This window comes from Natrialba sp. INN-245 (assembly GCF_009807105.1).
GTDB classification, from domain to species: Archaea; Halobacteriota; Halobacteria; order Halobacteriales; family Natrialbaceae; genus Natrarchaeobius; species Natrarchaeobius swarupiae.
Genome location: NZ_WUBV01000026.1, coordinates 135,772 through 159,963 on the forward strand (window position 1 = coordinate 135,772; position 24,192 = coordinate 159,963).

At 64.4% G+C, this 24,192-nt stretch carries 20 protein-coding genes; 4 read left to right on the forward strand and 16 right to left on the reverse strand.

The features are described from left to right. Window positions 1-21 precede the first annotated feature (21 nt). Window positions 22-1,599: an ABC transporter substrate-binding protein gene (locus tag GRS80_RS09115; RefSeq protein ID WP_160047266.1), complete on the forward strand. Its 1,578-nt coding sequence runs from the start codon at window positions 22-24 to the stop codon at window positions 1,597-1,599. 66 nt (window positions 1,600-1,665) lie between these two features. Here GRS80_RS09115 and GRS80_RS09120 read toward each other — a convergent pair whose 3' ends face one another. The 10 genes from GRS80_RS09120 to GRS80_RS09165 all read right to left on the reverse strand — a co-directional run bounded on the left by GRS80_RS09120 (window position 1,666) and on the right by GRS80_RS09165 (window position 12,473). Further along, window positions 1,666-2,355 (reverse strand): creatininase family protein, encoded by a 690-nt coding sequence (locus tag GRS80_RS09120; RefSeq protein WP_160047268.1) that lies wholly within the window; start codon window positions 2,353-2,355, stop codon window positions 1,666-1,668. 131 nt (window positions 2,356-2,486) lie between these two features. After that, a complete protein-coding gene (locus tag GRS80_RS09125; RefSeq protein WP_160047269.1) occupies window positions 2,487-3,611 on the reverse strand; it encodes a Gfo/Idh/MocA family oxidoreductase in 1,125 nt (374 codons plus the stop codon). 84 nt (window positions 3,612-3,695) lie between these two features. Further along, window positions 3,696-4,664, reverse strand: a complete 969-nt coding sequence (locus GRS80_RS09130; protein ID WP_160047271.1) for a sugar phosphate isomerase/epimerase — start codon at window positions 4,662-4,664, stop codon at window positions 3,696-3,698. Between the two features lie 123 nt (window positions 4,665-4,787). Then, window positions 4,788-5,957, reverse strand: coding sequence for a Gfo/Idh/MocA family oxidoreductase (locus GRS80_RS09135; protein WP_160047272.1), 1,170 nt, complete (start codon window positions 5,955-5,957; stop codon window positions 4,788-4,790). 120 nt (window positions 5,958-6,077) lie between these two features. Further along, on the reverse strand, window positions 6,078-6,281 hold the full coding sequence (locus tag GRS80_RS09140; RefSeq protein WP_160047273.1) for a hypothetical protein: 204 nt from the start codon (window positions 6,279-6,281) through the stop codon (window positions 6,078-6,080). Then, on the reverse strand, window positions 6,274-7,491 hold the full coding sequence (locus GRS80_RS09145) for an ABC transporter ATP-binding protein (RefSeq protein ID WP_160047274.1): 1,218 nt from the start codon (window positions 7,489-7,491) through the stop codon (window positions 6,274-6,276). Before GRS80_RS09145 ends, GRS80_RS09140 begins: the two co-directional genes overlap by 8 nt. Window positions 7,492-7,493: 2 nt before the next feature. Next, window positions 7,494-8,507, reverse strand: coding sequence for a carbohydrate ABC transporter permease (locus GRS80_RS09150; RefSeq protein WP_160047275.1), 1,014 nt, complete (start codon window positions 8,505-8,507; stop codon window positions 7,494-7,496). A 1-nt stretch (window position 8,508) separates the two neighbouring features. Beyond that, a complete protein-coding gene (locus tag GRS80_RS09155; protein WP_160047276.1) occupies window positions 8,509-9,522 on the reverse strand; it encodes a sugar ABC transporter permease in 1,014 nt (337 codons plus the stop codon). A 1-nt stretch (window position 9,523) separates the two neighbouring features. Further along, the gene (locus GRS80_RS09160) at window positions 9,524-10,984 is read right to left on the reverse strand and encodes an extracellular solute-binding protein (RefSeq protein ID WP_160047277.1); all 1,461 of its coding nucleotides are present in this window, start codon (window positions 10,982-10,984) and stop codon (window positions 9,524-9,526) included. A gap of 412 nt (window positions 10,985-11,396) precedes the next feature. Beyond that, window positions 11,397-12,473, reverse strand: a complete 1,077-nt coding sequence (locus GRS80_RS09165) for a TrmB family transcriptional regulator (protein WP_160047278.1) — start codon at window positions 12,471-12,473, stop codon at window positions 11,397-11,399. A gap of 116 nt (window positions 12,474-12,589) precedes the next feature. Here GRS80_RS09165 and GRS80_RS09170 point away from each other — a divergent pair, with 116 nt between their 5' ends. Beyond that, a complete protein-coding gene (locus GRS80_RS09170) occupies window positions 12,590-13,420 on the forward strand; it encodes a hypothetical protein (protein ID WP_160047279.1) in 831 nt (276 codons plus the stop codon). Here GRS80_RS09170 and GRS80_RS09175 read toward each other — a convergent pair. From GRS80_RS09175 to GRS80_RS09190, 4 genes are all read right to left on the reverse strand, one after another. Next, a complete protein-coding gene (locus GRS80_RS09175; RefSeq protein ID WP_160047280.1) occupies window positions 13,407-14,360 on the reverse strand; it encodes a carbohydrate kinase in 954 nt (317 codons plus the stop codon). The genes GRS80_RS09170 and GRS80_RS09175 overlap by 14 nt on opposite strands. A gap of 203 nt (window positions 14,361-14,563) precedes the next feature. Next, window positions 14,564-15,178, reverse strand: a complete 615-nt coding sequence (locus GRS80_RS09180) for a nitroreductase family protein (protein ID WP_160047281.1) — start codon at window positions 15,176-15,178, stop codon at window positions 14,564-14,566. A 244-nt stretch (window positions 15,179-15,422) separates the two neighbouring features. After that, the gene (locus GRS80_RS09185; RefSeq protein ID WP_160047282.1) at window positions 15,423-16,499 is read right to left on the reverse strand and encodes a methionine synthase; all 1,077 of its coding nucleotides are present in this window, start codon (window positions 16,497-16,499) and stop codon (window positions 15,423-15,425) included. Continuing rightward, window positions 16,496-17,500, reverse strand: coding sequence for a 5-methyltetrahydropteroyltriglutamate--homocysteine methyltransferase (locus GRS80_RS09190; RefSeq protein WP_160047283.1), 1,005 nt, complete (start codon window positions 17,498-17,500; stop codon window positions 16,496-16,498). Before GRS80_RS09190 ends, GRS80_RS09185 begins: the two co-directional genes overlap by 4 nt. Before the next feature lie 366 nt (window positions 17,501-17,866). On the opposite strand from GRS80_RS09190, the gene GRS80_RS09195 reads away from it, so the two are divergent. Together GRS80_RS09195 and GRS80_RS09200 are read left to right on the forward strand one after the other, a co-directional pair. Further along, complete coding sequence (locus tag GRS80_RS09195) at window positions 17,867-18,724, forward strand: SDR family NAD(P)-dependent oxidoreductase (RefSeq protein WP_160047284.1); 858 nt, start codon at window positions 17,867-17,869, stop codon at window positions 18,722-18,724. Window positions 18,725-18,726: 2 nt separating this feature from the next. Continuing rightward, complete coding sequence (locus tag GRS80_RS09200; protein WP_160047285.1) at window positions 18,727-20,751, forward strand: AMP-binding protein; 2,025 nt, start codon at window positions 18,727-18,729, stop codon at window positions 20,749-20,751. 79 nt (window positions 20,752-20,830) lie between these two features. On the opposite strand, the gene GRS80_RS09205 is transcribed toward GRS80_RS09200, so the two are convergent. Beyond that, a complete protein-coding gene (locus tag GRS80_RS09205; RefSeq protein ID WP_160047286.1) occupies window positions 20,831-23,059 on the reverse strand; it encodes an LUD domain-containing protein in 2,229 nt (742 codons plus the stop codon). Further along, complete coding sequence (locus GRS80_RS09210) at window positions 23,052-23,579, reverse strand: LUD domain-containing protein (protein ID WP_160047287.1); 528 nt, start codon at window positions 23,577-23,579, stop codon at window positions 23,052-23,054. The genes GRS80_RS09205 and GRS80_RS09210 overlap by 8 nt, the downstream gene beginning before the upstream one ends. Window positions 23,580-24,192 lie beyond the last annotated feature (613 nt).

The window sequence follows — 24,192 nt, forward strand, 5'->3', positions numbered from 1 at the left end:
AACGACTTCCACAATATACGAATGACACACGAAATCGACGACATCGACGCTCGAATCGCGACCGACCGACCCACGACGCCGAACAGACGAACCGTCCTGAACACGCTGGCGGGGACGACCGCCCTCTCACTCGCCGGCTGTCTCTCGAGTGCCGACGACGGCACCGACTTCCGGATCGGCGGCCCGTGGAAACCGAACCGGGATCCGCTCGACGGCGGGAGCTTGCTCCGACGGCTCGGCATCACGGAAGCGCTGGTCGGCGTCGATTACGACGCCGATCCGGAACCGGGTCTGGCGACCGACTGGGAGCGGATCGACGACCGCCAGTGGCAATTCGACCTCCGCGAAGACGTCACGTTTCACGACGGCGAGCCCGTCGACGCGGCGGCGGCGGTCGACTCCCTCCGGCGAACGGCCGACTCCGCGGCGTTCGCCGACGTCCCGATCGCCCGTCTCGAGGCCGACGACGCGTCGACGGTGATCGTCGAAACCGAGACGCCGTTCGCGCCACTGCTGGCACACCTCTCGCGAAACGAGGCCGTAATCCTCTCGCCCACGACGCTCGAGACCGACGGGGCGATCGAGACACCGGTCTCGACCGGGCCGTTCGTCTTCGAGGGCCTCGAGACGGGAGCGGAGCTTCGCGCGAGCCGGAACGACGACTACTACGGCCAGTCGCCGTCGATCGAGTCCGTCCGCTACGAGGTCGTCGAGGACGACCAGACCCGGCGCGTCAAACTCGAGAACGGCGAACTCGAGATGGCTCGCACCCTGCCGATCGAGATGGTCGAGCCCCTCGAATCCGAACCGGGTCTCGAGGTGTACACCCCCGAAATTCCTCGGATCCGATTTCTCACGTTCGACACCCAGTCGCCGCCGTTCGACGACGAACGGGTCCGTCGGGCGGTCTCTCAGGCCGTCGATCGCGAGGCGATCACGGATTCCATCCTCGGCGGGATCGATGACCCGGCGATCGGCCCGTTCTCCCCCGAGATCACGGCGTGGGCCAACCCCGATCTCGAGGGCCACCAACACGACATCGACCGGGCGCGTGAACTGCTGGCCGACGCCGGCTGGGCGCTCGAGTTGGGAGACGTTCGAACCCGGGACGGCGAGGAGCTCTCCATCGAGATCGTTACGTTCGACGCACGAAGCCTGCCCCTGATCGCCGAAGTGCTCCAGGACCAACTTGCCACGGTCGGCGTCGACGTCGATCTGACCACAACCGAGTACAGTTCGATGGTCGACCGGGTCGGCCAGGAGTCGTTCGACGCCTACCTCACCTCCTGGGGAACGCTCTGGTATCCCGATCCCGATCGACTCTCGGATATGTTCCACTCGAGTGGCGCCACGTTACACCACGGCTACGCGAACGATCGGGTCGACGAACTGCTCGAGGAGGCCCGGGAACTCGACGATCGGGAGGAACGAAGGGGGCGATACCACGAGGTCCAGTCGATCGTCGTTCGCGAGGCGCCGATCTCGGTTCTCACGAGCTACACCAACGTCGTCGCCACGTCCGCGGAGGTCAGCAACTACCGACCGCACCCGACCGAGTCACGGTACGGGCTCGAGCAGGTCGAAATCGACGCCGAATAACCCCGATCCCGTTTTCTCGTCCGACCTCGTTCTCTCGACTCCGAGCGCATTCTACGCCGCGATCGACTACTCGAGTCGCTCGAGGTACAAAACCAGCGCGTCGACGGCGGTCTCGAACACCTGTTCGCCCTGCTCGGCCGTCGCACCGGTCGCGTCGCCGACCGCGCCGTTCTCGCTGAACTCGTCGGTGAAGTGGCGAACGACGCCGCCGTCGACGACGGTGTCCCACTCCGCGGCGTCTCCGTCGACCGGCTCGCCGACGTCCTCCGGACAGAGATACAAGAGGACGGACGTCTCGATTTCGCCGGCGTGGCCGACGTGATCCTCGATCGCGCGCATCCACTCCCACGCGTAGACGTCGAGATCGGTCGAGTCCGAGGCGGTCACCTCCCGTGAGAGGTGTGAGAGCGTGCCTCCATTTCCGCCGTGGCCGTTGACGAGAACGACCGTCTCGACGCTCGTCCCCGAAAACGAGGTGACGACGTCGCGAACGTAGCGTCGAAGGGTCTCCGGCGATACCGAAAGCGTCCCCGGAAAGCGGCCGTGATAGGGAGCGATACCGACCGGAATCGGGGGCACGACGACGGTCTCGCGGTCGGTTTCTCCATCCGCCGCGACCGCGATCTCGTTTGCGACGGTGGTATCCGTTCCGACCGGCGCGTGTGGGCCGTGTTGTTCGGTGCTTCCGACCGGCACGAGCGCCGTCGTCGGGGCCGCCTCGTCGATCGCCGTCCAGGAACTCCGCTCGAGTTGCATATCGATCGGTGGCGGGACGATTCCAAAGACCCGTCGATGTCAGTCGTCCGACCGGCGCCCGAAGGGGTGGCTTCGTCCGACTATGGCCCCGCTCGGCGATCGGATGGACGATTCGAGTCGGTGTAAAAATCCTACGCCGGCGACACCCACTCGCCCTGCTCGTCGCTCTCTTCGATCGCCGCCAGCACGCGCTGGGCGGCCAGCCCGTCCTCGAAGCTCGGTTCGAACCCGGTCCCCTCACTGACCGCTCGCAGGAACTCGTAGTTCTCGTGGACGAACGTGTGCTCCCAGCCGACGACGTGGCCCGGCGGCCACCAGTGGTCGACGTACGGGTCGTCCTCGTCTGTCACGAGAATGGTCTGGTAGCCCCGGTCGCCCTCTCGGAGCACCTCGAGTTCGTTCAGGCGCTCGAGGGAGAATTTGAGACTGCCGTTCGAGCCCTGGATCTCGATCGTGTGGTCGTTCTTGTGGCCGGTCGCGAACCGCGAGGCCTCGAGCGTTCCCATCGCGCCGTTTTCGAACGCCAGCTGGGCGGAGTAGGCGTCGTCGACGGTGACTGGACGGCTCTCGTCTCCGCCCTCGACCGGCCGTTCCTCGACGAACGTCTGCAGGTGGCCGCTGACCTGCTCGATTTCGCCCGCGAGGTCGTCGTCGCCGACCAGAAAGCGGACGAGGTCGACGGTGTGTGCACCGAGGTCGCCGAGCGCGCCCGAGCCGGCCAGTTCCTCGTCGTTGCGCCAGGACCACGGCGCGTCGGGGTCGACCAGCCAGTCCTGGAGGTATCGCCCGCGAACGTGGTGGATCTCGCCGAGTTCGCCCGCCTCGAGCAGGTTCCTGGCGTACTGGATCGCGGGGACGAACCGGTAGTTGAAGGCACAGCCGGCAGGAACGTCGCTCCCGGCCTCGCGGGCCGCCTCGGCCATCTCCTCCGCCTCCTCGAGCGTCGGCGCGAGCGGTTTCTCACAGAACGTCGGCGTGCCGGCCTCGAGCGCCGCGATCGACGGCTCGGCGTGGACGTGGTTCGGTCCGAGGTTGTAGAAGACGTCGACGTCGTCGACGACGGATTCCCAGTCGGTCGCGATCGACTCGAAGCCGAGTTGGTCGGCCGCCGCCGACAGCGCCTCCTCGTCGCGGCCGACGAGGACGCTTCGCTCGACGTCGGGCGCGTCCGGGAAGAACATCGGAAGCCGCGCCATCGCGTTCGCGTGTGCCTTGCCCATGAATCGGTAGCCGAGGACTCCGACTTGCAGCGTCATACCTAAACCTTCACAATAGCTGTAGTTAGAAGTTTCCGTCCCGGCGGGTCGGTCGGGCGGAGATCGCTCGAGGCGTTCGACCCGTTATTCGGCCCAGTAGGCCTCGCCGGGTTCGGTCTCGAAGACGGCCCGCTGGAGGAGATCGATCGCCTTCTCGAGTCCCTCACGGGAACTGGTCAGCGAGTCTTCGTGTTCGATGCTCAAGGTGCCGTCGTAGCCGACCATTCGGAGCGTCGAGACGAGTTCCTTCCAGTGGGACTCGTCGTGGCCGTAGCCGACCGAGCGGAACAGCCACGAGCGGTTGAGTTCGTCGTCGTAGGGTGCGGTGTCGAGGACACCTTTCAGGCGCGCCTGTTCTTCGTAGACGCGAGTGTCCTTGGCGTGGAAGTGGTGGATCGCATCGCGCTCGCCGAGAAAGCGGATCGCGTCGGTGATCGAGATCCCTTGCCAGTAGAGGTGAGAGGGGTCGAAGTTCGCGCCGATGCGGTCGTTCGTCTCTTCGCGCAGGCGGGCCATCCCCTTCGGTTCGTACACCAGCATGTTCGGGTGCATCTCGATGCCGACGTCGACGCCGTGGTCGTCGGCGAACTCGGCTAACTCTCCCCAGTACTCCGTGGCGACTTCCCACTGGTACTCGTGGGCGTCGGCGTGTTCGGTCGGCCACGGGGCCGTGATCCAGTTTGGCGTCTCGTCGTTCGGACTCCCCGCCGGCAAGCCGGAGAAGCCGGTGACGGTGTCGACGTCTAGCTGGCCGGCGAGTTCGATCGCTTCGCGCAACTCGGTGTCTGCCTTCGCCGCCCGCTCGTCGTCGGGGTGTAACGGGTTGTTGTGGACCGCGAGTGCGCTAACGTGCATCTCGTACTCCTCGAGCAACTCGGTGAGTTCGGCCTGGGCGTCCTCGTTGCCGAGGTACTCAGAACGGTCGAGGTGATCGTCGCCGGGAAAGCCGCCGACGCCGGGTTCGATCGCGGAGACGCCGAGATCCGAGAGATACTGGAGCGCTCCCTCGAGCGATTCGTCTGCGAGCGGTGGGGTGTGAACACCGATGTCCATACGGTGTGATACCACGGCATCAGCCAAAGTAATTCCTATTCCGGAAGCGAGTAACGGCTTCGAGTTTCGCGCTCCGACGGCGCTTCACCCTGGCGTCCGCTCGAGTCGCTGGTGGGTGGCGGATCAGTCCTGACGTTCCTCGAGCGGGACGGATTCGTCCTCGACTCCTTTCAGCGGGACGGATTCGCCGCTTGCCTCGAGTGAGATCGTCCCCCCACGGTCGCTCGAGCGGTAGATGCCGTCGACGATCCGCTGGACGATCAGGCCGTTTTCGACGGTTCCGGCCGGCGTTCGGCCTTCGGCGTCGCGTCGCGTTCCCGAGCGGTTCGCGAGGATCGCCTCGAGAAACGCCGCCTGCTCGTCGGCGTGGCTGTCGTTTTCCCGGGTCTCGATCGTCTCGTCGATCGTATGATCACCGCCGCTCTTGCTCGCCGAGTAGATCGTGAGTTCGTCGGTGAGCAGGTCGAATATCGCGGCGGCCTCGGTGCCACGGACGACGAACTCGTGGGTCGGTGGCCGGTTCGTCGCCCAGGCGACTTCGAGGCTGATCGTCCGGTCGTCGCCACAGCGGACGAACGCGCTCGCGGAGTCGTCGACGTCGAACGCGTCCGGGCCTGCGTCGTCGCCCCACATCTCGAGGTAGGCGTAGTCCTCCCGGTGGCCGAACTGCGAGCGGGTGACCCCGGAGACCTCGACGGGGTCGGGATAGTCGAGCAGGTACATCCCGAGGTCGATTGCGTGGACGCCGAGGTCGATCAGTGCGCCGCCGCCCGAGACCTCCTTTCGGGTGAACCAGGAGCCGCGACCGGGAATCCCCCGCCGGCGCACGTAGTTGGCCTCGACGTGAGTGACCTCGCCGAACTCGCCGCGGCCGATCCGATCGCGAAGCACCGCCACGGCGTTCAGAAACCGGTTGTTGAACCCGACCATCGTGAGGCCGGTCGAGTCGGCCGCCGCGGCCGCGATCCGGCGGGCGCTCTCGAGGGTGTGTCCAAGGGGCTTCTCGAGGAGGACGTGCAGGTCGCGCTCGAGGGCGGCGACGGCGTACTCCTCGTGAAAGCGGTTGGGCGTCGTGACGATCACGGCGTCGGCCGCGTCGTAGAGGTCGTGGTGGTCGTCGTAGACCTCGACGCCGTACCGGTCCGCGAAGCGCTCACGGGCCTCCGATGCGACGTCCATCCCTCCCACGAGTTCGACCTCGAGTTCCTGCTCGAGAAGCCGGTCGACGTGGTGGTGGCCGATGTTCCCGAGTCCGACGAGTCCGACTCGGACAGGTTCCTGGCCCGTACTCATCGGGATCCCTCCGTCGAGACGGGGGCGGTCTCGCTCTCCGTCTTGGATTCGAGTCCGTTCTCCGGTCCGGACGGAGACCTGCTTCCGACACGACCGATGGGGCGGTCGCCGTTCGTCGATTCAGTACAACTGCTCTTCTCGTTCCGATCGTTCATTCTGAGTGTCCGTTGATTGCTCGCGTCGCGTTCGTCCGCGACGATACTGTCTGATTGCCGGTACGATCTTGTTCTTCAGGTCGAGACCGAACGAGACGATCCCGTAGATCCAGAAGAAAAACAACACGGAGAGTCCGCCGTAGTAGACGAGCGGGACGAGTTCACTCACTGCGACCACCCGAGTCGATCTCGGCGTGTGCGCGGCGGTCCGTCGCCTCCCCTCGAGCTGCCGTCGTGACGTCCTCGATGCCGTGGACGAGCGCGTCGCCCGATCGGGTCTCGAAGAGGTGGATCTTCGACCGGTCGAGGACGACGCTCACCCGCTCGTCCTCCTCGATCCTCGAGTCGGGATCGACGCTCATCAGCAACTGGTTCGAGGCGCTCGAGGCCTCCTCGGTCGTCATCGTGGCCGCCTGTGAGTCCTCGAGCGAGAGGTAGACGAAAATCTCGTCGCCCATCGGCTCCAAGACGTCCGTCGTCGCGTCGATCACCGCCGACGAACTCGAGATCGACTCCGCCGTTTCGACGGGATAGATATCCTCCGGTCGGACGCCCATCGTCACCTCGCTCCCGGTCTCGAGATCGAATCCGTCGACGTCGAACTCGAGGTCGAAGTGGTCGGTCACGAGCCCGGTCTCCGTGAGTTCGCCCTCGAAGAAGTTCATCGACGGCGAGCCGATGAAGCCGGCGACGAACCGGTTTGCGGGCTCGTTGTAGCAGGTAAGTGGCGGGGCGATCTGCTGGAGTTCGCCGGCGTTGATGACGGCGATCCGGTCGGACATCGTCATCGCCTCCGCCTGGTCGTGGGTGACGTAGATGATCGTCGTATCGAGCTGTTTGTGCAACCGCTGGAGTTCGGTTCGCATGTGGACGCGCAGTTTCGCGTCCAGGTTCGCGAGCGGTTCGTCCATCAGGAAGACGGCGGGTTCGCGGACGATCGCGCGGGCGATCGCGACGCGCTGTTGTTGTCCGCCCGAGAGTTCGTTGGGCTCGCGGTCTAACATCCCCTCGAGCTGGACGATTTCGGCCGCTTGCTCGACGCGACGATCGATCTCGTCTTTGTCGTACTTGCGCAGGCGAAGGCCGAACGAGACGTTCTCGTAGACGTCCATGTGGGGGAACAACGCGATGTTCTGGAAGACCATCGACACGCCCCTGTCCTTTGGCGGCAGGTTCGTGACGTCGGTTTCGCCGACCGTGATCGTCCCCTCGGTCGGCTTGGTCAGGCCGGCGATCGTCTCCATCGTCGTCGACTTGCCACAGCCCGAGGGACCGACGAGACAGATGAACTCGCCATCTTCGATCTCGACGTTCATGTCGTCGACCGCGACGACGTCGTCGTAGCGTTTCGTGACGTTATCTAGTGTTACTCGTGCCATGCTTACTCCTTGAGTGCTCCGTCTGTGAGTCCGCTGACGATCTTTTCCTGGGCGACGACGACGAGGATCAACATCGGCAAGACGCCGACGATGCTCGCCGCCGCCATCAGGTTGAAGTCGGTCGTATACTGGGTCTGATAGCTCAGGATCCCGCCGACTAGCGGCGACCACTGGTTCGGTTCGTTCTGTAGCGCCATGATCGAGCTAAAGAAGTACTCGTTGTAGACGGCGATGAACGTCAACACGGCCGCCGTCGCGACGCCGGGTGCCGAAAGCGGCATGATCACGCGAAACAGCGCCCCCAGCCGGGTCGTTCCCTCGACGCGAGCCGCGTCCTCGAGTCCGTCGGGAATCTGGCCGTAGAACGTCGTGAGGATGAAGATCGCGAGCGGCAGGAACAGCGCGCTGAAGGGCATGATCATCGACCCCGGCGTGTTGACCAGTCGGGGCGGCGCGAACAGCTCGATCCCCAGGAACGGGACGACGATCGCGTTCCCGAGGAACGCGTCGAACAGCGGGATGAGAAACGCCGCCGGCGGGAAGTACGAGATCGCCAGGACGGCGAGCATCATCAGCCCGCGTCCGGGGGACTCGAGTCGCCCGAAGACGTAGCCCGCGAGGCTCGCGAGGGCGATGACGATAACCGTCGTCACGCTCGCGAGCACGAAGCTGTTGAAGACGTAGAGGTGAAACGGCACCTGCTGGAACACCTCGACGAACGCGTAAACGTTGAATCCCTGTGGCGTCGGGAACGGCACTTCCGCCCCGACGAGCGGAACAGTGACCTCCCAGTCGCCGGCGAGGATCTGCGTGTTCGGCGTCAACGCGAGGACCAGCAGCCAGTAGAAGGGAAACAGCGTGGTGACGAGGAAGAATCCACACGCAACGTAGAACAGCGCTCGGTAGAGCCGGTTGCGCTTGTCAGGGTCGTTGACGACGCCGTTAGTCCAGCGCTCGAGCGGTCCCTTGTTCTCGTCGTCGCCCGACTGCGTCGCGGGTTCGGGTGCGGTCGCCATCTCAGAGACCCTCCTTGTACTGCTGATAGATAACGCCCATCACGGCGACGGCGATGATGCCGGCGGTGACGAACGCGATCGCGGAAGCGAGCCCCCGGTTCGTGTTGAACGTTTCGACGACCATACACGAAAGCGACGGGACCGTGGTACAGCCCGACACCGAATCGATGAGACCGTAGACCCGCATCGCGTCGATCGTCCGGAACAGGATCGCGATCCCGAGTGCGGGAAGCACCAGCGGGAACGTGATCAGCTTGAACTGTTGCCACTTGCTGGCCCCGGCGACCTCGGCGACGTCGTAGAGGCTCCGATCGATGCTCTGGAGTCCGGCGAGGATCAAAAGCGCCATAAAGGCTGTCGTCTTCCAGATGTCGGCGACGGTAACGATCAGCAACGAACTCGCCGGATCGTTGAGCGTGTTCGTCTCCGCGACGAGACCCCAGCTGGCGAGATACTCGGTCAGGAAGCCGGTGTCCGGGTGGAACATCAGGTAGAAGATCATTCCCTGGATGACGATCGGGATCGCCCACGGGATGATGATCGCGGCCCGCACCCACCGCCGACCGCGGAACTCCCGGTCGAGCACCAGCGCCTGGCCGAAACCGATGATCGTCTCGAAGAAGACGCTCACGACCGTGAAGATGATCGTCACCGCAAGCGCGCTCCGCAACAGGCCGTCGACGTGGACGTACGGAAAGCTCCCGCTGGTCGTGACCTCCGGGAGGAACGTGGTGGTTCCCGGCATCCGCGCGTCGGCGTTCCCGGTGAACAGCTGTGCGTAGTTCTCGAGGCCGACGAACTCGGGATCGGACAGCACGTTCTGGTACAGCGACAGCTCGAACGTCCGCAACAGCGGGTAGAGCGCGATCGCCCCCAGCAAGACGACCACTGGGGTCAACAGCAGGTAGGCGAACCCTGTCTCCCCGAGGTTCTCCATCCAGCGCGTGATCGCGACGACCGGCCCCGATCGGTTCGATCGGCGGGCGGGGCCGGCCGTCCGGTCATCGGTGGCCATGCTAGGCTTCGGTGTCCTCGAGTCCGTCTTGTAAGTCGGTGGCCGCGTCCTCGGGGCTCTTGTCACCGGAGACGGCCGCGTTGACTTCCTCGGCGATGAGTTCGGACTGATCCGGCCACACCGTCGTGACGGGTCGGGGCATAGCGTTCTCACCGGCGACCCGAAGCGTGTCCATGTAGTGACCCATCGGCTCGACCTGTTCGGCTTCCTCGGTGTCGAACAGGTGGGGCTTCGGCGGGATCCAGCCCCAGAGGTCGAACATGCCGAGGTTGAACTCGTCGGTCATCGCCGCACGGAGGACCTCGACCGCGTCGTCGGTCCGTTCGGAGTTGGGGTTGAGAGTGAGGTGCCAGCCGCCGAGTGCGGCCGTCGAGCCGCCGGTTCCGGGTTGGTTCGCGTCCCCCTCGCTGACGGCGTAGGGGATCGGCATCGCGCCGTAGTCGTCGACGTCGAGCGGGTCGTCTGCCTCCTGGACGTTCAGATTGATCGCGTACGGCCAGTTGCGTTGCATGACGGCTTCGCCGTTGAGGATCGCCTCCCGGGCGTTTTCCTCCTGCCAGCCGAGGATCGAGTTGGGCGCGATGCCTGTTGGGTACTCCTCGTCCGTGTACTCGTCGTGTTCGTCGGCGACGAACGTCCGCATCATCCGCAGGGCGTCGACGAACTCCGGTTCGTCGACCGTCACGGGTCGGTCTCCGACCGGTCCGAAGAGGTTGTCGAAGCCGCCGAAGTACGCGCCGCCGAACGATGACATGACCTCGTTCCACGTACAACAGGCGGTCCCCTCGTAGATGTCCCACTGGGTCGCGAGGCCGTAGCTTGCGTCCGAGGCCTCGACGATCTCCTCGGTTAGTTCGGCCCACTCCGCCCAGGTCATCGGTTCGGTCGCCCACTCCTCGAAGTCGTCTTCGCCGTAGCCGGCTTCCCGCGCGTAATCCTTCCGGTATTGCATCGTCGGATAGTCCGGGAAGATCGGGACGCCGAACAGGTCGTTCGTCTCGGGTTCCCGCGCCGTGGCGGTGAACGACTCGAAGTACTCGTCCTCGATCTGTGCGAGGTCGTCGTCGCCGAGTGCGTCGCTCAGGTTCGCGATCTGACCACGCTGGATAAAGACGTTCACCCAGCCGTTGTCCATGAGCAGCAGGTCGGGATCCGTCTCCTCGGCCTGGAGCAGGTTCGTATAGGTGTCTCGACGGTCGCCCGTGTCCTCGTCGCCGGCCTGTAACCTGATCTCGATCCCGTCCGCGCCGCTATCGCCGAACAGTTCGACGACCTCGTCGCCGACCGCGTCGATCATGTTCGGATCAGCGCCGACGACGACCGCTTCGTCGGCCGTCTCGTCGCCGTAGATACAACCGGCCAGGCTTACCGCTGCCCCGCTCGCGCCGGCCGCCTTGACGAACGTCCGCCGCGAGACGCTCGAGTCGGTTCGATCGCCCTTCCGTGAGTGTCTCCCACTCATGCGAAAAAATATGATGGTCTTTAATATTTATAACTACCGGTTAGGTACAACAGGTGTAGTTAATCAGTTGGTCAAGTAATATCGCCTGCTGGTACCCGCTTTATCGACCGATTGGCCCGAATGGCTCTCCTGGGCGAATCGTCCTCGTGGCCGCCGATAGTCGGCGCTCGGGGAACTGGCGGGACGACGATCGATCGACTCGAGACTCGAGGATGGATCGTTGCACTCGAAATCGGTCGGGGAATCGCGAGAGACGAAAACGACGATGGCTGGTCTCGGACGACGGGATCGTTTGGATACTGTCTCCGGTCCAGGTTCCGGGCGAAAGGTCCTCATACGGTTTATACTGTAGATCAGTTCCGATGAGACCGCCGTCCGGGTCGCGGTCTCACCATCGCTACAGTAATCCGTATCAGTCGATCGCCTCGACCGTAACCCGCATCGCCTCGAAGTCCTCGATGAACGCGCCCCAGCCGCCGACGGTGTACGTCCCGTCATCGGTCTCGAGCGTAAGCGACGTTTCACCGGCCAGTTGGGAAAGTGGCGCGGACTGGTCGTCGTCCATCGAGACGCCGGCGTAGGTGAGGTCGACGACCGTTCCGCGTTTGGTCACCTCTCTGCCGGTCTCGGTGTCGAAGCCGCGGATCGTCGCCTCGATGGTCAGTCCGTCCTCGAGCAGCGGCTCGATGTCACGAATACACTGCCGAAGGTCGGCGTACGTAAACGGCGGCTCGTCCGGTCGGTCCGTATACACCGTCTCCAGAACCTCCCAGAGGCAAGTGATGAAATACCAGTTGAAGACGTACGCGAGAGTCCAGTCGTTGACGATGACGCCGTATTCGTTTGTCGAACCACCGTACGGCGAAAAGCACGTCCACGATCGATCGATGAGGGCGACGAACGGCGAGGGAAGGTCACGGCGACGTGCCTCCGAGCACGTCCGTTCCAGCGTCTCGATCGGTGGAATCGCCAGATCGCTTGCGGTTTCCGGAAACAGACAGAGTCTGACGTCTACCCCATTCTTCCGGGCCGTCTCGAGCGCGTCGGAAAGCTCGTCGAACTGTGCGGGCGTCAGTCCGATCTGGACCTGGTATTCGGCCGCCCGGATCAGCTCGTCGGCCCGCGCGAGGACCGTATCGAGGCGCTTGACGATGCTCACCTTGTGTTCCTCGATGTCCGGCTGACTCCACCGGTCTTCGATCTCCTCGGCTGCGGTCTCGAACCGGTTGGCCCGCGAGCGCAGATCCGCGAGCACCTCCGCCGGGTCGTGGGCCCGCGCGTGGAGGCTATCCTGTTCGTACGTCTCGACGTACCCCTGCTCCTCGAGTCCGCGTAACACGTCGTAGATCCGCGGGTCCGGGACGGAACTCGCGCTGGCGACGTCGGTCGCGGACGCCGATCCCAGCTCGAGCAACGTCACGAACGCGTCCGCCTGGTACGGCGAGAGCCCCGCGTCCTCGAGCGTTTCGATCAGTTCGTCGGCATCCATTCGGTCTCACCGGGAACGGTCGCAGTTACGTTCATCCGGGTGGAGTATCACACCCGTTGTAAAAAAGGCTGTCTGCGTCGCTACACTCAAGACGATCGAATCGAAACGGGCGTCGCATGATCGACACACTCGAGCGACTCCGGCAGCCGGCGCACACCGGAACCAACCGGTGTTGGCCGTGTACGATCGCGAACGGCCTGCTCGTGGCGACCGTCGTCGTCGTTCTCGCGCTCGCCCGTCGGCGGCTGGCCGCGGCCCTCGTGGCCGGCGTCGGCGTCGCCGCGATCGGTGTTCGAGGGTACCTCGTTCCGTACACGCCCCGGTTCGCACCGCAACTCGTCGATCGGCTTCCGATCTCGGCGTTCGACCACGACGATCGCGAGGACGGATCGCTGTCGGGGATCACCTCGGCCGACGAGACGGACGCTGATTCCGCCTCGACACCGACCGGCGAGGACGTCGTCACCGCGTTGCTCGAGGCGGGCGTCGTCGTCCCGAACGGCGACGATCTCGCGCTCGCCGAGCCGTTTCGCCAGGAGTGGCACCAGGAGGTGGCGACGATCCGTGATCTCGATTTCGCGACTCTCGCCGACGAAATCGACGATCTGACGGGACCGTCGATCGACGCCCGAATCGGACGCGACTGGCGCGGCCGTTCCACGACTGTCCTACTCGAGGGGCCAAACGGCGCGGCCTCGCTTACGGAACACAAAGCCGTCTCCGAACTCGCCGCCGCGCGGGCGCTCGAGTCCCGGATCGCCGATACCGCGGTTCGACTCGCCGCCGGCCGTCCGCTGCGGTCGCTCCTCGAGCGGTGTCCGGTCTGCGACAGCCAGCTGACGATCACCCGCTCGAGTTGCTGTGGCGAGGTGACCCCCGCGGGAGAGACGCCGGCAGAGAAGCTGATCTGTCCGGACTGTGACGCCCGGCTGTTCACCTACGACTGATCTCCCGCACTGCTTCCCGGTTGGGGAGGGCCGTCATCGCACCCGGTGCCGTCGTCGCGGCGGCCCCGACCGCGTTGGCGAACGCGAGCGTCTCCTCGAGCGTTCGTCCGTCCCGAACGGCGGCGATCGAACCGGCGACGAACGCGTCACCCGCGCCCGTCGTGTCGACGACATCGACCGCGTACCCGGGGTGTTCGGCGACCTCTGCCGACCAGGGTGCGTCGTCGTCCGCGACCGCGATCGAGCCGTCCCCACCCCGCGTCGCGAGCACCGTGTGTGGCCCCGCCGCGAGAGCCTCGCGGGCGACAGCCTCGGTCGATTCGCCTCCGAAGCCCAGCGCCTCGAGTTCCCCGCGAGTCGCCTTCAGAACGTCGACGGTAGCGAGTGCGTCCCGGACGACCTGACGGAACGTCGCCTCGTCGGGCCACAGCTCCGTCCTGGCGTTCGGATCGAACGAGACCCTACACCCTCGAGCCGCGGCTCGCTCGAGCAGATCGAGCGTCGCCTCGCGCGAACGGCCACTCGAGAGCGCGACGCCGCCCGCGTGGACCCACTCGAGACCGGCGAGAACCGAGTCGTCGATCCGTCCCGGCTCAATGCGGGTGTCGGCGGTGTCGTCGCGGTAAAACGAGAAGCTCCGGTCACCCGACTGGTCGTGGGTGACGAACGCGAGCGAGGTCTTCGCGCTCGGATCGGACTCGAGAAATCGGCCGGGAACGCCGTACTCGGCCAGCGTCTCGAGGAGGTAGTCGCCGAACGGATCGTCGCCGACCCGACTCCAGAACAGCGGCACGTGTTCGAGACGAGCGAGCGCGACGGCGACGTTCGCCGGCGCGCCACCGGGTCGTCGTTCGAATCCGTCGACACTCGAGATGGGGCCCGGCTGCTCGGGGAGGAAGTCGATCAGCGTCTCACCGGCGACGAGTATCTCGTGGCTCATACGATCCTCTTTTTCCAGCCGCGAATAATGTGTTGCGGACCCCGCTCGAGGAGATTCCATAGTCGCCGCGACTGCACCTATAATACGCGCTGGTGTCAGACGGATTGCTGTCCTGATGGACCGGCCCACTCGTGATCGTCTCGTGCTCGCGCCGGCAATCGGACAGCAGACCGGAAAGAAGAGCCGCCGGTGATCGAGGTGTCCTACTCGAAGCTACCCCGGTGGACGATTTCGTCGACGGGCTTGCGATCACTCGGCTGTTCGCGCTCGCGAAGTTCGTCGGAGAGCGTCTCCGGCGGTGCCCGTTCGCCGACGGCGAACATGGCCTCGACGACGTACTCCTCCGGCACGTCGAGTTCCTCGGCTGCTCGTTCGTAGTCGAACCCGGACATCCCGTGGACGACGAGTCCACGTCGCGAACCCTCGAGCGCGATGTTCTGCCAGGCAGCGCCGGTGTCGAAGGAGTGGACCGGTGCCGGTTCGCCGTTGTGGTCGAACGTCGTCTTCGAGACGATCACGGCGAGTAGGCCCGCGTCGGCCGCCCACGCGTTGCCGTCGTTCAACAGGTCGACGAACGTCTCCCACTCCTCGTCCTCGGGGGTCGCGTAGAGAAAGCGCCAGTGCTGGTTGTTGAACGCCGACGGCGCCCACCGCGCTGCTTCGAACAGCGGGAGATACTCCGCCTCCTCGAGGCTCTCGCCGGTCATCGCCCGCGGTGACCAGCGGTTGACGAACAGCGGGTCGACGTCGTGGTCGGGATCGCGGTGTTCGGCGACTTCGTCGTCCAGTTCGGCACGTCGGTTCGCGGTTTCTTGCATCGTCCGATCGTTCGAACCCGATCCATATGTACGTTCCCGGACATGATAGTCACCAGGTGACGTCCGTGTCGTCGGCGACTGTCCACGTGTGACACGGCGACGTGTCGTGGCTGTCTCCTTCTCGAGAAACGAGACGCTCGAGGTCGGAAAATCGACGGCAGAACGTCGCAGACTGGTGTGTGCTACTTCCGGCCGATCGCCGACTCGTCACGGTCTGGCTGAAAGCGACGTACAGTAACCCGTCTCAGTCGTTGGCGGGCGTCGGCGCACCGCGTTCGACGTCGATCTCGCCGGCGTCGAGTTTGGCCTCGACGTTGCGGGCGGCTTCGACCATCTTCGCCATCTTGCCGTAAGCCACCTCGCGAGGCAAGAGCTTGACGCCGCAGTCGGGCGAGACGACCAGCTGTTCCGGCGGGACGACCTCGAGTCCCTTCTGGATGTTTCGCTCGATCTGTTCGACGGACTCGACCTCGGCGACGTGGACGTCGGTGACGCCGAGTGCGAGATCCGCAGTGAACTCGGGGTCTTTGAAGACGTCGAGCTGGTCGTAGTCGCCGTTTGCGAGCTCTAAGTCGAACTCGTCGACGGGGAAGTCCAGAATTTCGGGATAGATACGGGAGTAGTCGCCGTAACAGACGTGGAGACCGATGCGGACCTCCTCGGGGATGTCGGCGACGATATGCTCTAAGGCTTCGCCGACGATGGCGTGGTCGTCGGGCGTCGTCGCGAGCGCAGGCTCGTCGATCTGGATGTAGCGCGCGCCGGCCTCGACGAGCTTTTCGATCTCCTCGTTGACGAGGTCGGCGACCGCGAGCGTGAGTTCGTCGTCGTCCTCGTAGGCCTCGTTGAACGACCAGTTTGCGAGCGTGTACGGGCCGGTGATCGGCACCTTGACCGGGCGGTTCGCCGCCGCGGCGGTGAACTCGTACTCGTCGACGAGCCAGCTGTCGGTGTACTCGACCTCGCTGACGACGGAGGGTTTGTCGAAGTAGTTGTGTCCCCAGACCTTGACCGGGCCGTTGAACTCGTAGCCCTCGATGCGGTGGGCGAAGAACTCGACCATCTCGTTGCGTCGCATCTCGCCGTCGACGACGACGTCGAGACCCGCTCGTTCGTGTTCGGCCGTGATCAGGCGGGCCGCGTCGTCTTTGGCCTCCTGCCAGTCGTCGTCGTCGAAGCTGTGATCGGGATCCTGGTAGAGTTCTTTCGCACGGTTCAGCCACTTCGGCTTGGGGTAGCTGCCGACGACGGTCGAAAGCAGGAAGTGGTCGTTCTCGTGATCCTCGGGTCGAAACTGGTCTCTGTTCTCGTTCGTGCTCATGTCGTGGTCACCTCCGCGTTCGCGAGCGCCGCAGCCTCCGCGAGCGCCTCGAGCTTGGCTTCGTACTTGTTGTACGGCAGGTAGAACGTCTCGGTGTTGGTCGTCAGATAGACCGTCTCGAACTCGGAGACGGGAAGCTGGTCTTCGACCCAGTCGACGCGGTCCCGAATCGCTTCGGGCTCCTCGAGGAGCGTGTTCTGGCCGTCGACGAGACCCAGCGAGACGTCGTCGGTCGTGCCGTACTCCTGGACGTTGTAGAGGTTGTCCTCCTGGTTCGCCACGAAGTCGAAGCCGACCGCGTCGATATCGGCGTCGAGCAGGTGCGCGTAGACTTTCTCCTCGAGTGCCCCCCAGTAGGGGTGGACGACGACGTCCGCGTCGGTCGCGCTCGCGACCCGGTCGATCGCCTCGCTGGCACGCTCGTCCTCGCCGTCGCCGGGAGCGTCTTCGACGAGCGACGGCTCGAGCAGATACAGCGTCTCGTGAGCCGGGAACGCCTCGAGTTCGCCCGCGAGGAAGTCGGCGATCGCCGCGAGGAAGTCGGCGTCGTCACCGTAGTACTCGTCGGTCGCGAGTTCGGCCAGCGAGTACGGACCGGGGAGGACGGCCTGTAAGTCGTCGGTGAGGTCGGCGGCCGACTCGAGTTCGCCGGCGACGTCGCCCGAGACGTCCAGTTCGTCCTGGACGACCGGTTCGCGGTAGAAGTTGTTGTTGTCGTAGTAGCGGACGATGCCGCGGGTCTCGACGGCGTCGTGAACCGCGAGCGGGTGTGCGAGCATGTCGTCCCAGCGAAGTTGGCCCTCAACGACGCGGTCGAGGCCGGTCTCTCGCTGAACGTCGACCACTTCTTCGCGTGCCTCCTCGTAGGCCGTCGTGATCTCTTCGCCCTCGTCGCCACCGATGAGGTCGTGTTTCTGGTGACCTTTGAGGCTCGAGAGTTCGTCTTTCGCCCAGTCCGGGAGCGGATAGAGCCCCGTCGTGGTGGATGCGTACTCAGTCATCGTGGCTCGGGCTAGGCTATACCGACGCTTAATATTTTCCATCCGCCCTAATACGCCTCGGTAATCTTTGGCGCACGGGGTTCGAACCCGAATCGGTTGTGTCGGGCGTGTACAGCCCACACAGTGATCGAACGACGCCGACGGATTCCGACGGGTCGAGCGGCGAGTCGCGATGCGTGAGACGGTTTGCGATGACTGATTGCCGGTCGATCGCTTGCCTATCTACGATCGACCGGGAGGGACCCATCACAGCCCGTATGAGCCATCGAACTACGACGATGGGCGAGAGAGCGTGGTCGGTTCGACGTTGATATGTTAACGCGGTCGTTTAGCGTGCTTCGAGCTAACGTATATCGTGAACGGATCATGGCTCAGGATCGGGTTACACCGCCGCCGGTGACGGACGAGCGGATTCACAGGATCGACGACGGATCGTTCACCGCCAGGAACGTCTGCCTCGTGACCGGCGGCGGGTCGGGAATCGGCCGGGCGACCGCGCTCGTCGCGGCCGGAAACGGTCTCACCGTCGCGGCCACGGACGTCGACGAGGACGGACTGCGCGAAACGGTCGACCGGAGCGAGGAACTCGACCTCGAGGGAAGCGTCGAACCCATCGTCGCGGATCTAGCCGACGACGAGGACCTCGAGCGGATCGTCGACCGGGCCGCCGAACTCGGTGACGTCAAGTACCTCGCGAACGTCGCCGGGATCCAGCACATCGACCCGATCGACGAGTTCCCGATGGAAGCCTACGACCGCATCCACCGAATCATGTTGCGCGCACCGATCTACCTCTCGAAACTCTGTATCCCACACTTCAGGGAGACCGCCGATGGAACCGGATGCGTAGGCAACATGGCGTCGGTTCACGGCCACTACGTCACGAGCGACAAGGTCGGGTACAACGTCTCGAAGTTCGGCCTTCGAGGACTCACCCAGTCGATCGCCGCCGAGGGCGAGGGAGAGATTCGGTCGTTCTCCGTCAGCACGGGCTACGTGAAGACGCCGCTCGTGACGAACCAACTCGAGGACACCGCACAGCAACGCGGAATCTCGGTCGAGGAGGTGATCGAGGACGTGATGCTCGGCCAGTCGCGTGTCACGGAGATGATGGAGCCGGTCGACGTCGCCAACCTGTTCGCGATCGGCTTTTCTCATCTGGGGCGACACCTGGACGGGGGCGACCTGTTGTTTGATGGTGGTATGACGCTTACCTATCAGTAACTATGTCAAGAGATGGCACTCTCGAGGACGTCGACGAGGTCGTCCACGATCCCGACGAGGCGTTCGCCGAGTCGACGAACGTCGCGGCCTTCATGCGCGAGTACGGGATCGACGACTACGGCGAACTGATCGAGCGGACGACGAGCGATATCGACGGTGAACCCGAAAGCGGCGTCGACTGGTTCTGGGACGAGGTCGTCGACTATCTCGGAATCGAGTTCGACGAGGCGTACGACCGGGTGCGAAACGACGAGGACGGGCCGCAGTTTACGGACTGGTATCCTGGCGGGCGACTCAACGTCGCCCACAACGTCGTCGATCGACACGCGGCGGTCGACGAGCCTCGACGTAACGCGGTCGCGACGATCTGGGAGGGCGAAGACGGCGAGGTCCGGGAGGTGACCTACCACGACCTCCACCGGGAGGCGAACAGGGTGGCGAACGCCCTCGAGGAACGCGGGATCGACACCGGCGATACCGTCGGTCTCTACATGCCGATGGTCCCCGAGGTCGTCTCGATCCTCTACGGCTGTTTCAAGGTGGGCGCGATCGCCGTTCCGATCTTCTCCGGGTTCGGCGTCGACGCCGTCGCGACCCGCCTCGAGGACGCCGAGTGCTCGGTGCTGTTTACCGGCGACGGCTTCTACCGCCGGGGCGATCCGGTCTTCCTCAAATCGTCGGCCGACGAGGCGATCGAGCAGGCGGATCACGTCGAGGACGTGATCGTCTTCGATCGACTCGGCTCGAGTAACACACACAGCGAACGCGAGATCCCCTGGACCGACGACCGCGACGAGTGGTGGGCCGACGCCGTCGAACCACAGGACGACGCCTACGGGACGAAATCCCTCGACTCGAGTCAGGAATCGATGCTGCTGTACTCGTCGGGGACGACGGGGAAACCGAAGGGGATCGTCCACACCCACGCGGGTGTTCAGATTCAGTGTGCCAAGGAACTCTACTTCGGATTCGACCTGAAGCCCGCGGATCGGTTCTTCTGGGTCTCCGACATCGGCTGGATGATGGGCCCGTGGACGTTGATCGGCGTCCACACCTTCGGCGGCACCGTCTTCATGTACGAGGGCGCGCCCGACTATCCGGGACCCGACCGGTTCTGGGAGATGATCGACCGTCACGAACTCACCCAGTTTGGCATCTCGCCGACCGCCATCCGTGCGTTGCGAAAGCACGGGGATGAGTGGCTCGAGGACCACGATCTCACCTCGCTTCGAATCCTGGGCTCGACGGGCGAGCCGTGGGATCCCGAATCCTGGCGGTGGTTCTACGAGAACGTCGGCGACGGCGAGTGCCCGATAATCAACATCTCCGGGGGAACCGAGATCTGTGGCTGTTTCCTGATGCCGATGCCCAACCAGCCGCTGAAACCCTGTTCCCTCGGCGGACCGGGACTCGGGATGGACGTCGACATCGTCGACCGGGACGGGAATTCGATCAGCGAGGACAACGAGCGCGGGTTCCTGGTCGCTCGTGACTCCTGTCCGTCGATGACGAAATCGCTCTGGTCGGGCGACGAGCGCTACGTAACGGAGTACTGGTCGACGTTCGAGGATCCGCCGCTGTGGGATCACGGCGACTGGGCCCAGAAAGACGCCGATGGCTTTTGGTTCCTCCACGGCCGCGCCGACGACGCGCTCAACGTCGCCGGGCGCAAGGTCGGTCCCGCCGAAGTCGAGGGGGCGCTCATCGACCACGAGGCGGTCAACCAGGCCGCCGCGGTCGGCGCACCCGACGAGACCACGGGGACGGCGGTCGTCACCTACGTCGTCCTCGAGCCCGATTACGAGGAGACCGACGACCTCCGCGAGGCGTTGCGCGAGCAGGTCGGCGCGGAGTTGGGCAAACCGTTCCGGCCGCGCGAGGTACTGTTCGTCGACGAGTTCCCCAAAACGCAGTCGGGCAAGATCATCCGCCGGGCCATCGAGGCGACCTACACCGGCGAGGAGCTCGGAGATATGAGCAGCATCGAGAACCCGGCGGCACTCGAGGCACTCGAGGACGCCCGCTAACCCGCCGCCGACCGGTCGACAGCACGGGAGATCTCTTGGCCGCGTTATTTCCGGTGTGATCACGACCCGAAGACGGCGCTCAGTGATGTCGAGAGCGTGGATCGAGCAGTTCGACGGGGTGGACGGCGTCGCGGCCGAGCAGGTCTTCGAGTTGGTCCTCACACGATGTTCCGCTCGCGACGACCTGACGGTCGGACGCCTCAGGCGTCGTGAACTGCTCGGCGAGTCGGTCCCCGACGTCCATACTCAGTTCGAAGTACTGTTCTTTGTAGCCGAAGCTGCCGGCCATCCCGCAACACTCTACCTCGCTCTCGAGGACGTCGTACTCGAGGTCCTCGAAGACCGCTCGCGTGTAGACGTCGAGGCCGAGGGTGCGTTGCTGGCAGTGAGAGTGATAGGCGACGTCGGGTCCGCCGTTGCCGGATCGGAGTTCCGAGGCGTCGGCCCCGTTCTCGAGCAGCCCGTAGACGTACTCGAGGACCTCGTAGCTCCCGTCACGGAGGCGTTCGAACGATCGCTCGGGCAAGAGCTTCTCGTACTCGTTGCGAAACATCGCGAGGTCACTCGGCTCGATTACGACGACGTCACGGCCGGCATCGAGATGCTCGTCGAGGGTCGCGTAGACGCGACTCGCCTTTCGATCCGCCGTCTCGATCATCCCCTGTGAGAGCGGGGCACGGCCGCTGCCGGGAACGTCGAGCAGCCGGACGTGAACGTCCAGCGCCTCGAGGACCCGGATCGCCGCCTTTCCGCGCTCGACGTCGATGTAGTTCGTGTAGGTGTCGGGATAGAGCACGACCTCCCGGTCTGCGTCGGATGCGGGGCGGCGTGGGCCGCGCCGGACGTACCAGTCCTGAAGTGTCTCGCGCTGGAACGCTGGCAGCGAGCGTCGGCTGTCGACGCCCACGGTTCGTTCCATGAGCGTCCTGACGGGCCCGAGTCCCGCAACCCAGTTCGAGACGGGCGCGGTCGCAGAGCCGAGTTTCGCGAGCGTCTCGTAGTTGCCGAACAGCCGCTTTTGGAGGTCGAGACCGCTGGGTTCCGCGTCGGGAACGAGTTCGTCGTAGAGGAACTCGAACTGGCCGTCGTCGCCCGCCCGGTTGAGTCGGTCGCGGACGACGGTGTTGATCCACGGAATGTCGATCTCTACGGGACAGGCCTCGACGCAGCGACTACAGCCGGTACAGAGGTCGTTGAACTCGGCGGCACTTTCGTAGCCGTGGACGCCGGCTTCCCAGCCGGTGGCGATGCCGCCGGAGTACGTCTCGCCGCCGAAGGCGTGGCCGCCAACCGACTGGAAGTTTCCACACGTGTTCGCACACGCCGAACACCGGATGCAATAAAGCGTCTCGCGAAGCTGGTCGTCCTCGCGCATCTCGAGGCGGCCGTTGTCGATCAACACGAGGTGAAACTCCCGGTCGTCATCGCGGTCGGCGAACGCGACGTCGGGCTCGTCGAAATCGACGACGGGTGAGTCGACGGGTGGCGTCAACAGCGAGACGTAGGAGGTGATATCCTGACCCGTCCCCGAGCGCCCGATCAGCTCGATAAACGGCGCCAGATCCTCGACCGACGGGACGATCTTCTCGACGCCGGCGACAGCGACGTGGGTGTCCGGCACGACCGCTACTTTCCGGGCATTCCCTTCGCTCGTCACCAGCATGATCGAGCCGGAGTCAGCGGTAACGAAGTTCGCGCCGGTCATCCCGATGTCGGCTTCGCGGATCAACTCGCCCAGTTGTTCGCGGGCGAACATCGTCAGCTCCTCGGCGGTCTCGAGTGGTCTCTCTGGATCGAACTCGGCGTTGAACAGGCGGGCGATCTCGTCTTCGGACTTGTGGATCGCCGGCGCGACGATGTGTGACGGTGCCTCGTCGGCGACCTGGAGCACCCACTCACCGAGGTCCGTCTCGACGACGTCGACGCCGTCTCCCTCGAGGGCCTCGTTGACCTCGAGTTCTTCGGTGGTCATCGACTTGGACTTGACGACGCGGTCGGCCTCGTTCTCGCTCGCGACCTCGCGGATGTACCGGTTTGCGTCTGCGGCGTCGTCGGCGAGGTAGAGCGTCCCACCGTTTGCTTCGACCATCTCGCGAAGCTCCTCGAGCAACTCGGGCAGTCGCTCGATGGCGTCCTCTTTGATCGCGCGGGCTGTTCGTTTCAGCGCATCGTAGTCCTCGAGGCCGGCGACCGAGTCGTACCGTCCCTGGTTGAATCCGAGGGTGTTCGTCTCGACGGCCTCGCCTTCGGTCTCGAGTAAGTGACGGATGTGGTCGGCTTTCGCCTCGCGGTCGGCGTCGCTACTCATCGTCCTCACCGGCTTCCTCGAGCAAGAGGACGTGGACGTCCCTTGGCCCGTGTGCGCCCTTTACGAGAGATCCCATATCCGCCGTCGCGCTTGGTCCGGTCGCGACGATCGCGCTGTGGCCTTCGCGCAGTTGGGGCCCGAGTCGCTCGATCGCGGTCGGCATGTCCGCGACGAGGTCCGACTCGCAGAGAACCGGAACGTGCAAATCCGGAAAGAGACTCACCTGTTCGGCTCCCGAGGGCGTCGCTGGGAGGACGACGCTCCCGTAGTCGGCGATGCCGATCGAGGCGGCCGTAATCCCGGTCGTCGCAGACTCCAGGTCCGGGGGTGTCGGCTCGTCGTCGACCCAGTCGGGAAGTGAAACCGACGGGAACGGGAGGGACGTTCCGATCGCGGGTTCGCCCGCGATGCGTTCCAGTGTGTGTTCGAACTTCGACGGGTCGGTAGACGTGACCGGAACCTCGAGGTCCGCGAGAGCGGCTTCGAACCGCTGGGTGGTAGACCCTGTGTCGACGCTCATGACACGGACCTTCGACTGTGCCTATTTGATTGTTCTGTTCGTTCACACCGATCCACCGACACGTCGTAGAACGACCGCCGGTAGACACGGACAGAAACGAGGATCTACAGCCCGCTATTGCCGACAGCGATCATAGCGAGATCAGGCTCGAGATACCTTTCTTTCCGATAGGTTCGGCGGCGACACGTGTGTCTTGTAAGCGCGTGCCAGCCGCCCCGGCCGCCGTACTCAACTGCACTGGCCTCTATACACGTATGCATTCCCTATATACACGAATGTATAGGATATCGTCGACTCCCGCTCGCCCTCTGAAACAGTGGATTTCGGTGGCTCCTCGAGCGAGTGTGCGTGTACACTGTTCCGATAACCAGCAGACAGAACCGGGATACACAACTGTATAGGTTTACCGAGCTATCGAACCAGCGGTTCTCATCGTACCCGTCCCTCTCGAACCCGGTGCAGTCTGGCGATTCCCCTATTTATTACCCAGTAAGTGGTAGAAATTATCCGAGTAGGCGTCTCCATCACCGTTTCAGAGAGACGTACGACTCGAACGGTCGAAGATTATAAATATTGTTTAGACAGTTCTGCGTCCATGCCAGATGTGATTCCA

Bases quoted from the DNA above. Each gene is read 5' to 3' on its own strand.
- GRS80_RS09125 (WP_160047269.1), bottom strand. From the start codon at position 3,611: ATGACGCTGCAAGTCGGAGTCCTCGGCTACCGATTCATGGGCAAGGCA.
- GRS80_RS09115 (WP_160047266.1), top strand. From the start codon at position 22: ATGACACACGAAATCGACGACATCGACGCTCGAATCGCGACCGACCGA.
- GRS80_RS09170 (WP_160047279.1), top strand. From the start codon at position 12,590: ATGATCGACACACTCGAGCGACTCCGGCAGCCGGCGCACACCGGAACC.
- GRS80_RS09135 (WP_160047272.1), bottom strand. From the start codon at position 5,957: ATGAGTACGGGCCAGGAACCTGTCCGAGTCGGACTCGTCGGACTCGGG.
- GRS80_RS09210 (WP_160047287.1), bottom strand. From the start codon at position 23,579: ATGAGCGTCGACACAGGGTCTACCACCCAGCGGTTCGAAGCCGCTCTC.
- GRS80_RS09200 (WP_160047285.1), top strand. From the start codon at position 18,727: ATGTCAAGAGATGGCACTCTCGAGGACGTCGACGAGGTCGTCCACGAT.
- GRS80_RS09175 (WP_160047280.1), bottom strand. From the start codon at position 14,360: ATGAGCCACGAGATACTCGTCGCCGGTGAGACGCTGATCGACTTCCTC.
- GRS80_RS09150 (WP_160047275.1), bottom strand. From the start codon at position 8,507: ATGGCGACCGCACCCGAACCCGCGACGCAGTCGGGCGACGACGAGAAC.
- GRS80_RS09160 (WP_160047277.1), bottom strand. From the start codon at position 10,984: ATGAGTGGGAGACACTCACGGAAGGGCGATCGAACCGACTCGAGCGTC.
- GRS80_RS09165 (WP_160047278.1), bottom strand. From the start codon at position 12,473: ATGGATGCCGACGAACTGATCGAAACGCTCGAGGACGCGGGGCTCTCG.
- GRS80_RS09185 (WP_160047282.1), bottom strand. From the start codon at position 16,499: ATGAGCACGAACGAGAACAGAGACCAGTTTCGACCCGAGGATCACGAG.
- GRS80_RS09120 (WP_160047268.1), bottom strand. From the start codon at position 2,355: ATGCAACTCGAGCGGAGTTCCTGGACGGCGATCGACGAGGCGGCCCCG.
- GRS80_RS09205 (WP_160047286.1), bottom strand. From the start codon at position 23,059: ATGAGTAGCGACGCCGACCGCGAGGCGAAAGCCGACCACATCCGTCAC.
- GRS80_RS09145 (WP_160047274.1), bottom strand. From the start codon at position 7,491: ATGGCACGAGTAACACTAGATAACGTCACGAAACGCTACGACGACGTC.
- GRS80_RS09130 (WP_160047271.1), bottom strand. From the start codon at position 4,664: ATGGACATCGGTGTTCACACCCCACCGCTCGCAGACGAATCGCTCGAG.
- GRS80_RS09190 (WP_160047283.1), bottom strand. From the start codon at position 17,500: ATGACTGAGTACGCATCCACCACGACGGGGCTCTATCCGCTCCCGGAC.
- GRS80_RS09180 (WP_160047281.1), bottom strand. From the start codon at position 15,178: ATGCAAGAAACCGCGAACCGACGTGCCGAACTGGACGACGAAGTCGCC.
- GRS80_RS09155 (WP_160047276.1), bottom strand. From the start codon at position 9,522: ATGGCCACCGATGACCGGACGGCCGGCCCCGCCCGCCGATCGAACCGA.
- GRS80_RS09195 (WP_160047284.1), top strand. From the start codon at position 17,867: ATGGCTCAGGATCGGGTTACACCGCCGCCGGTGACGGACGAGCGGATT.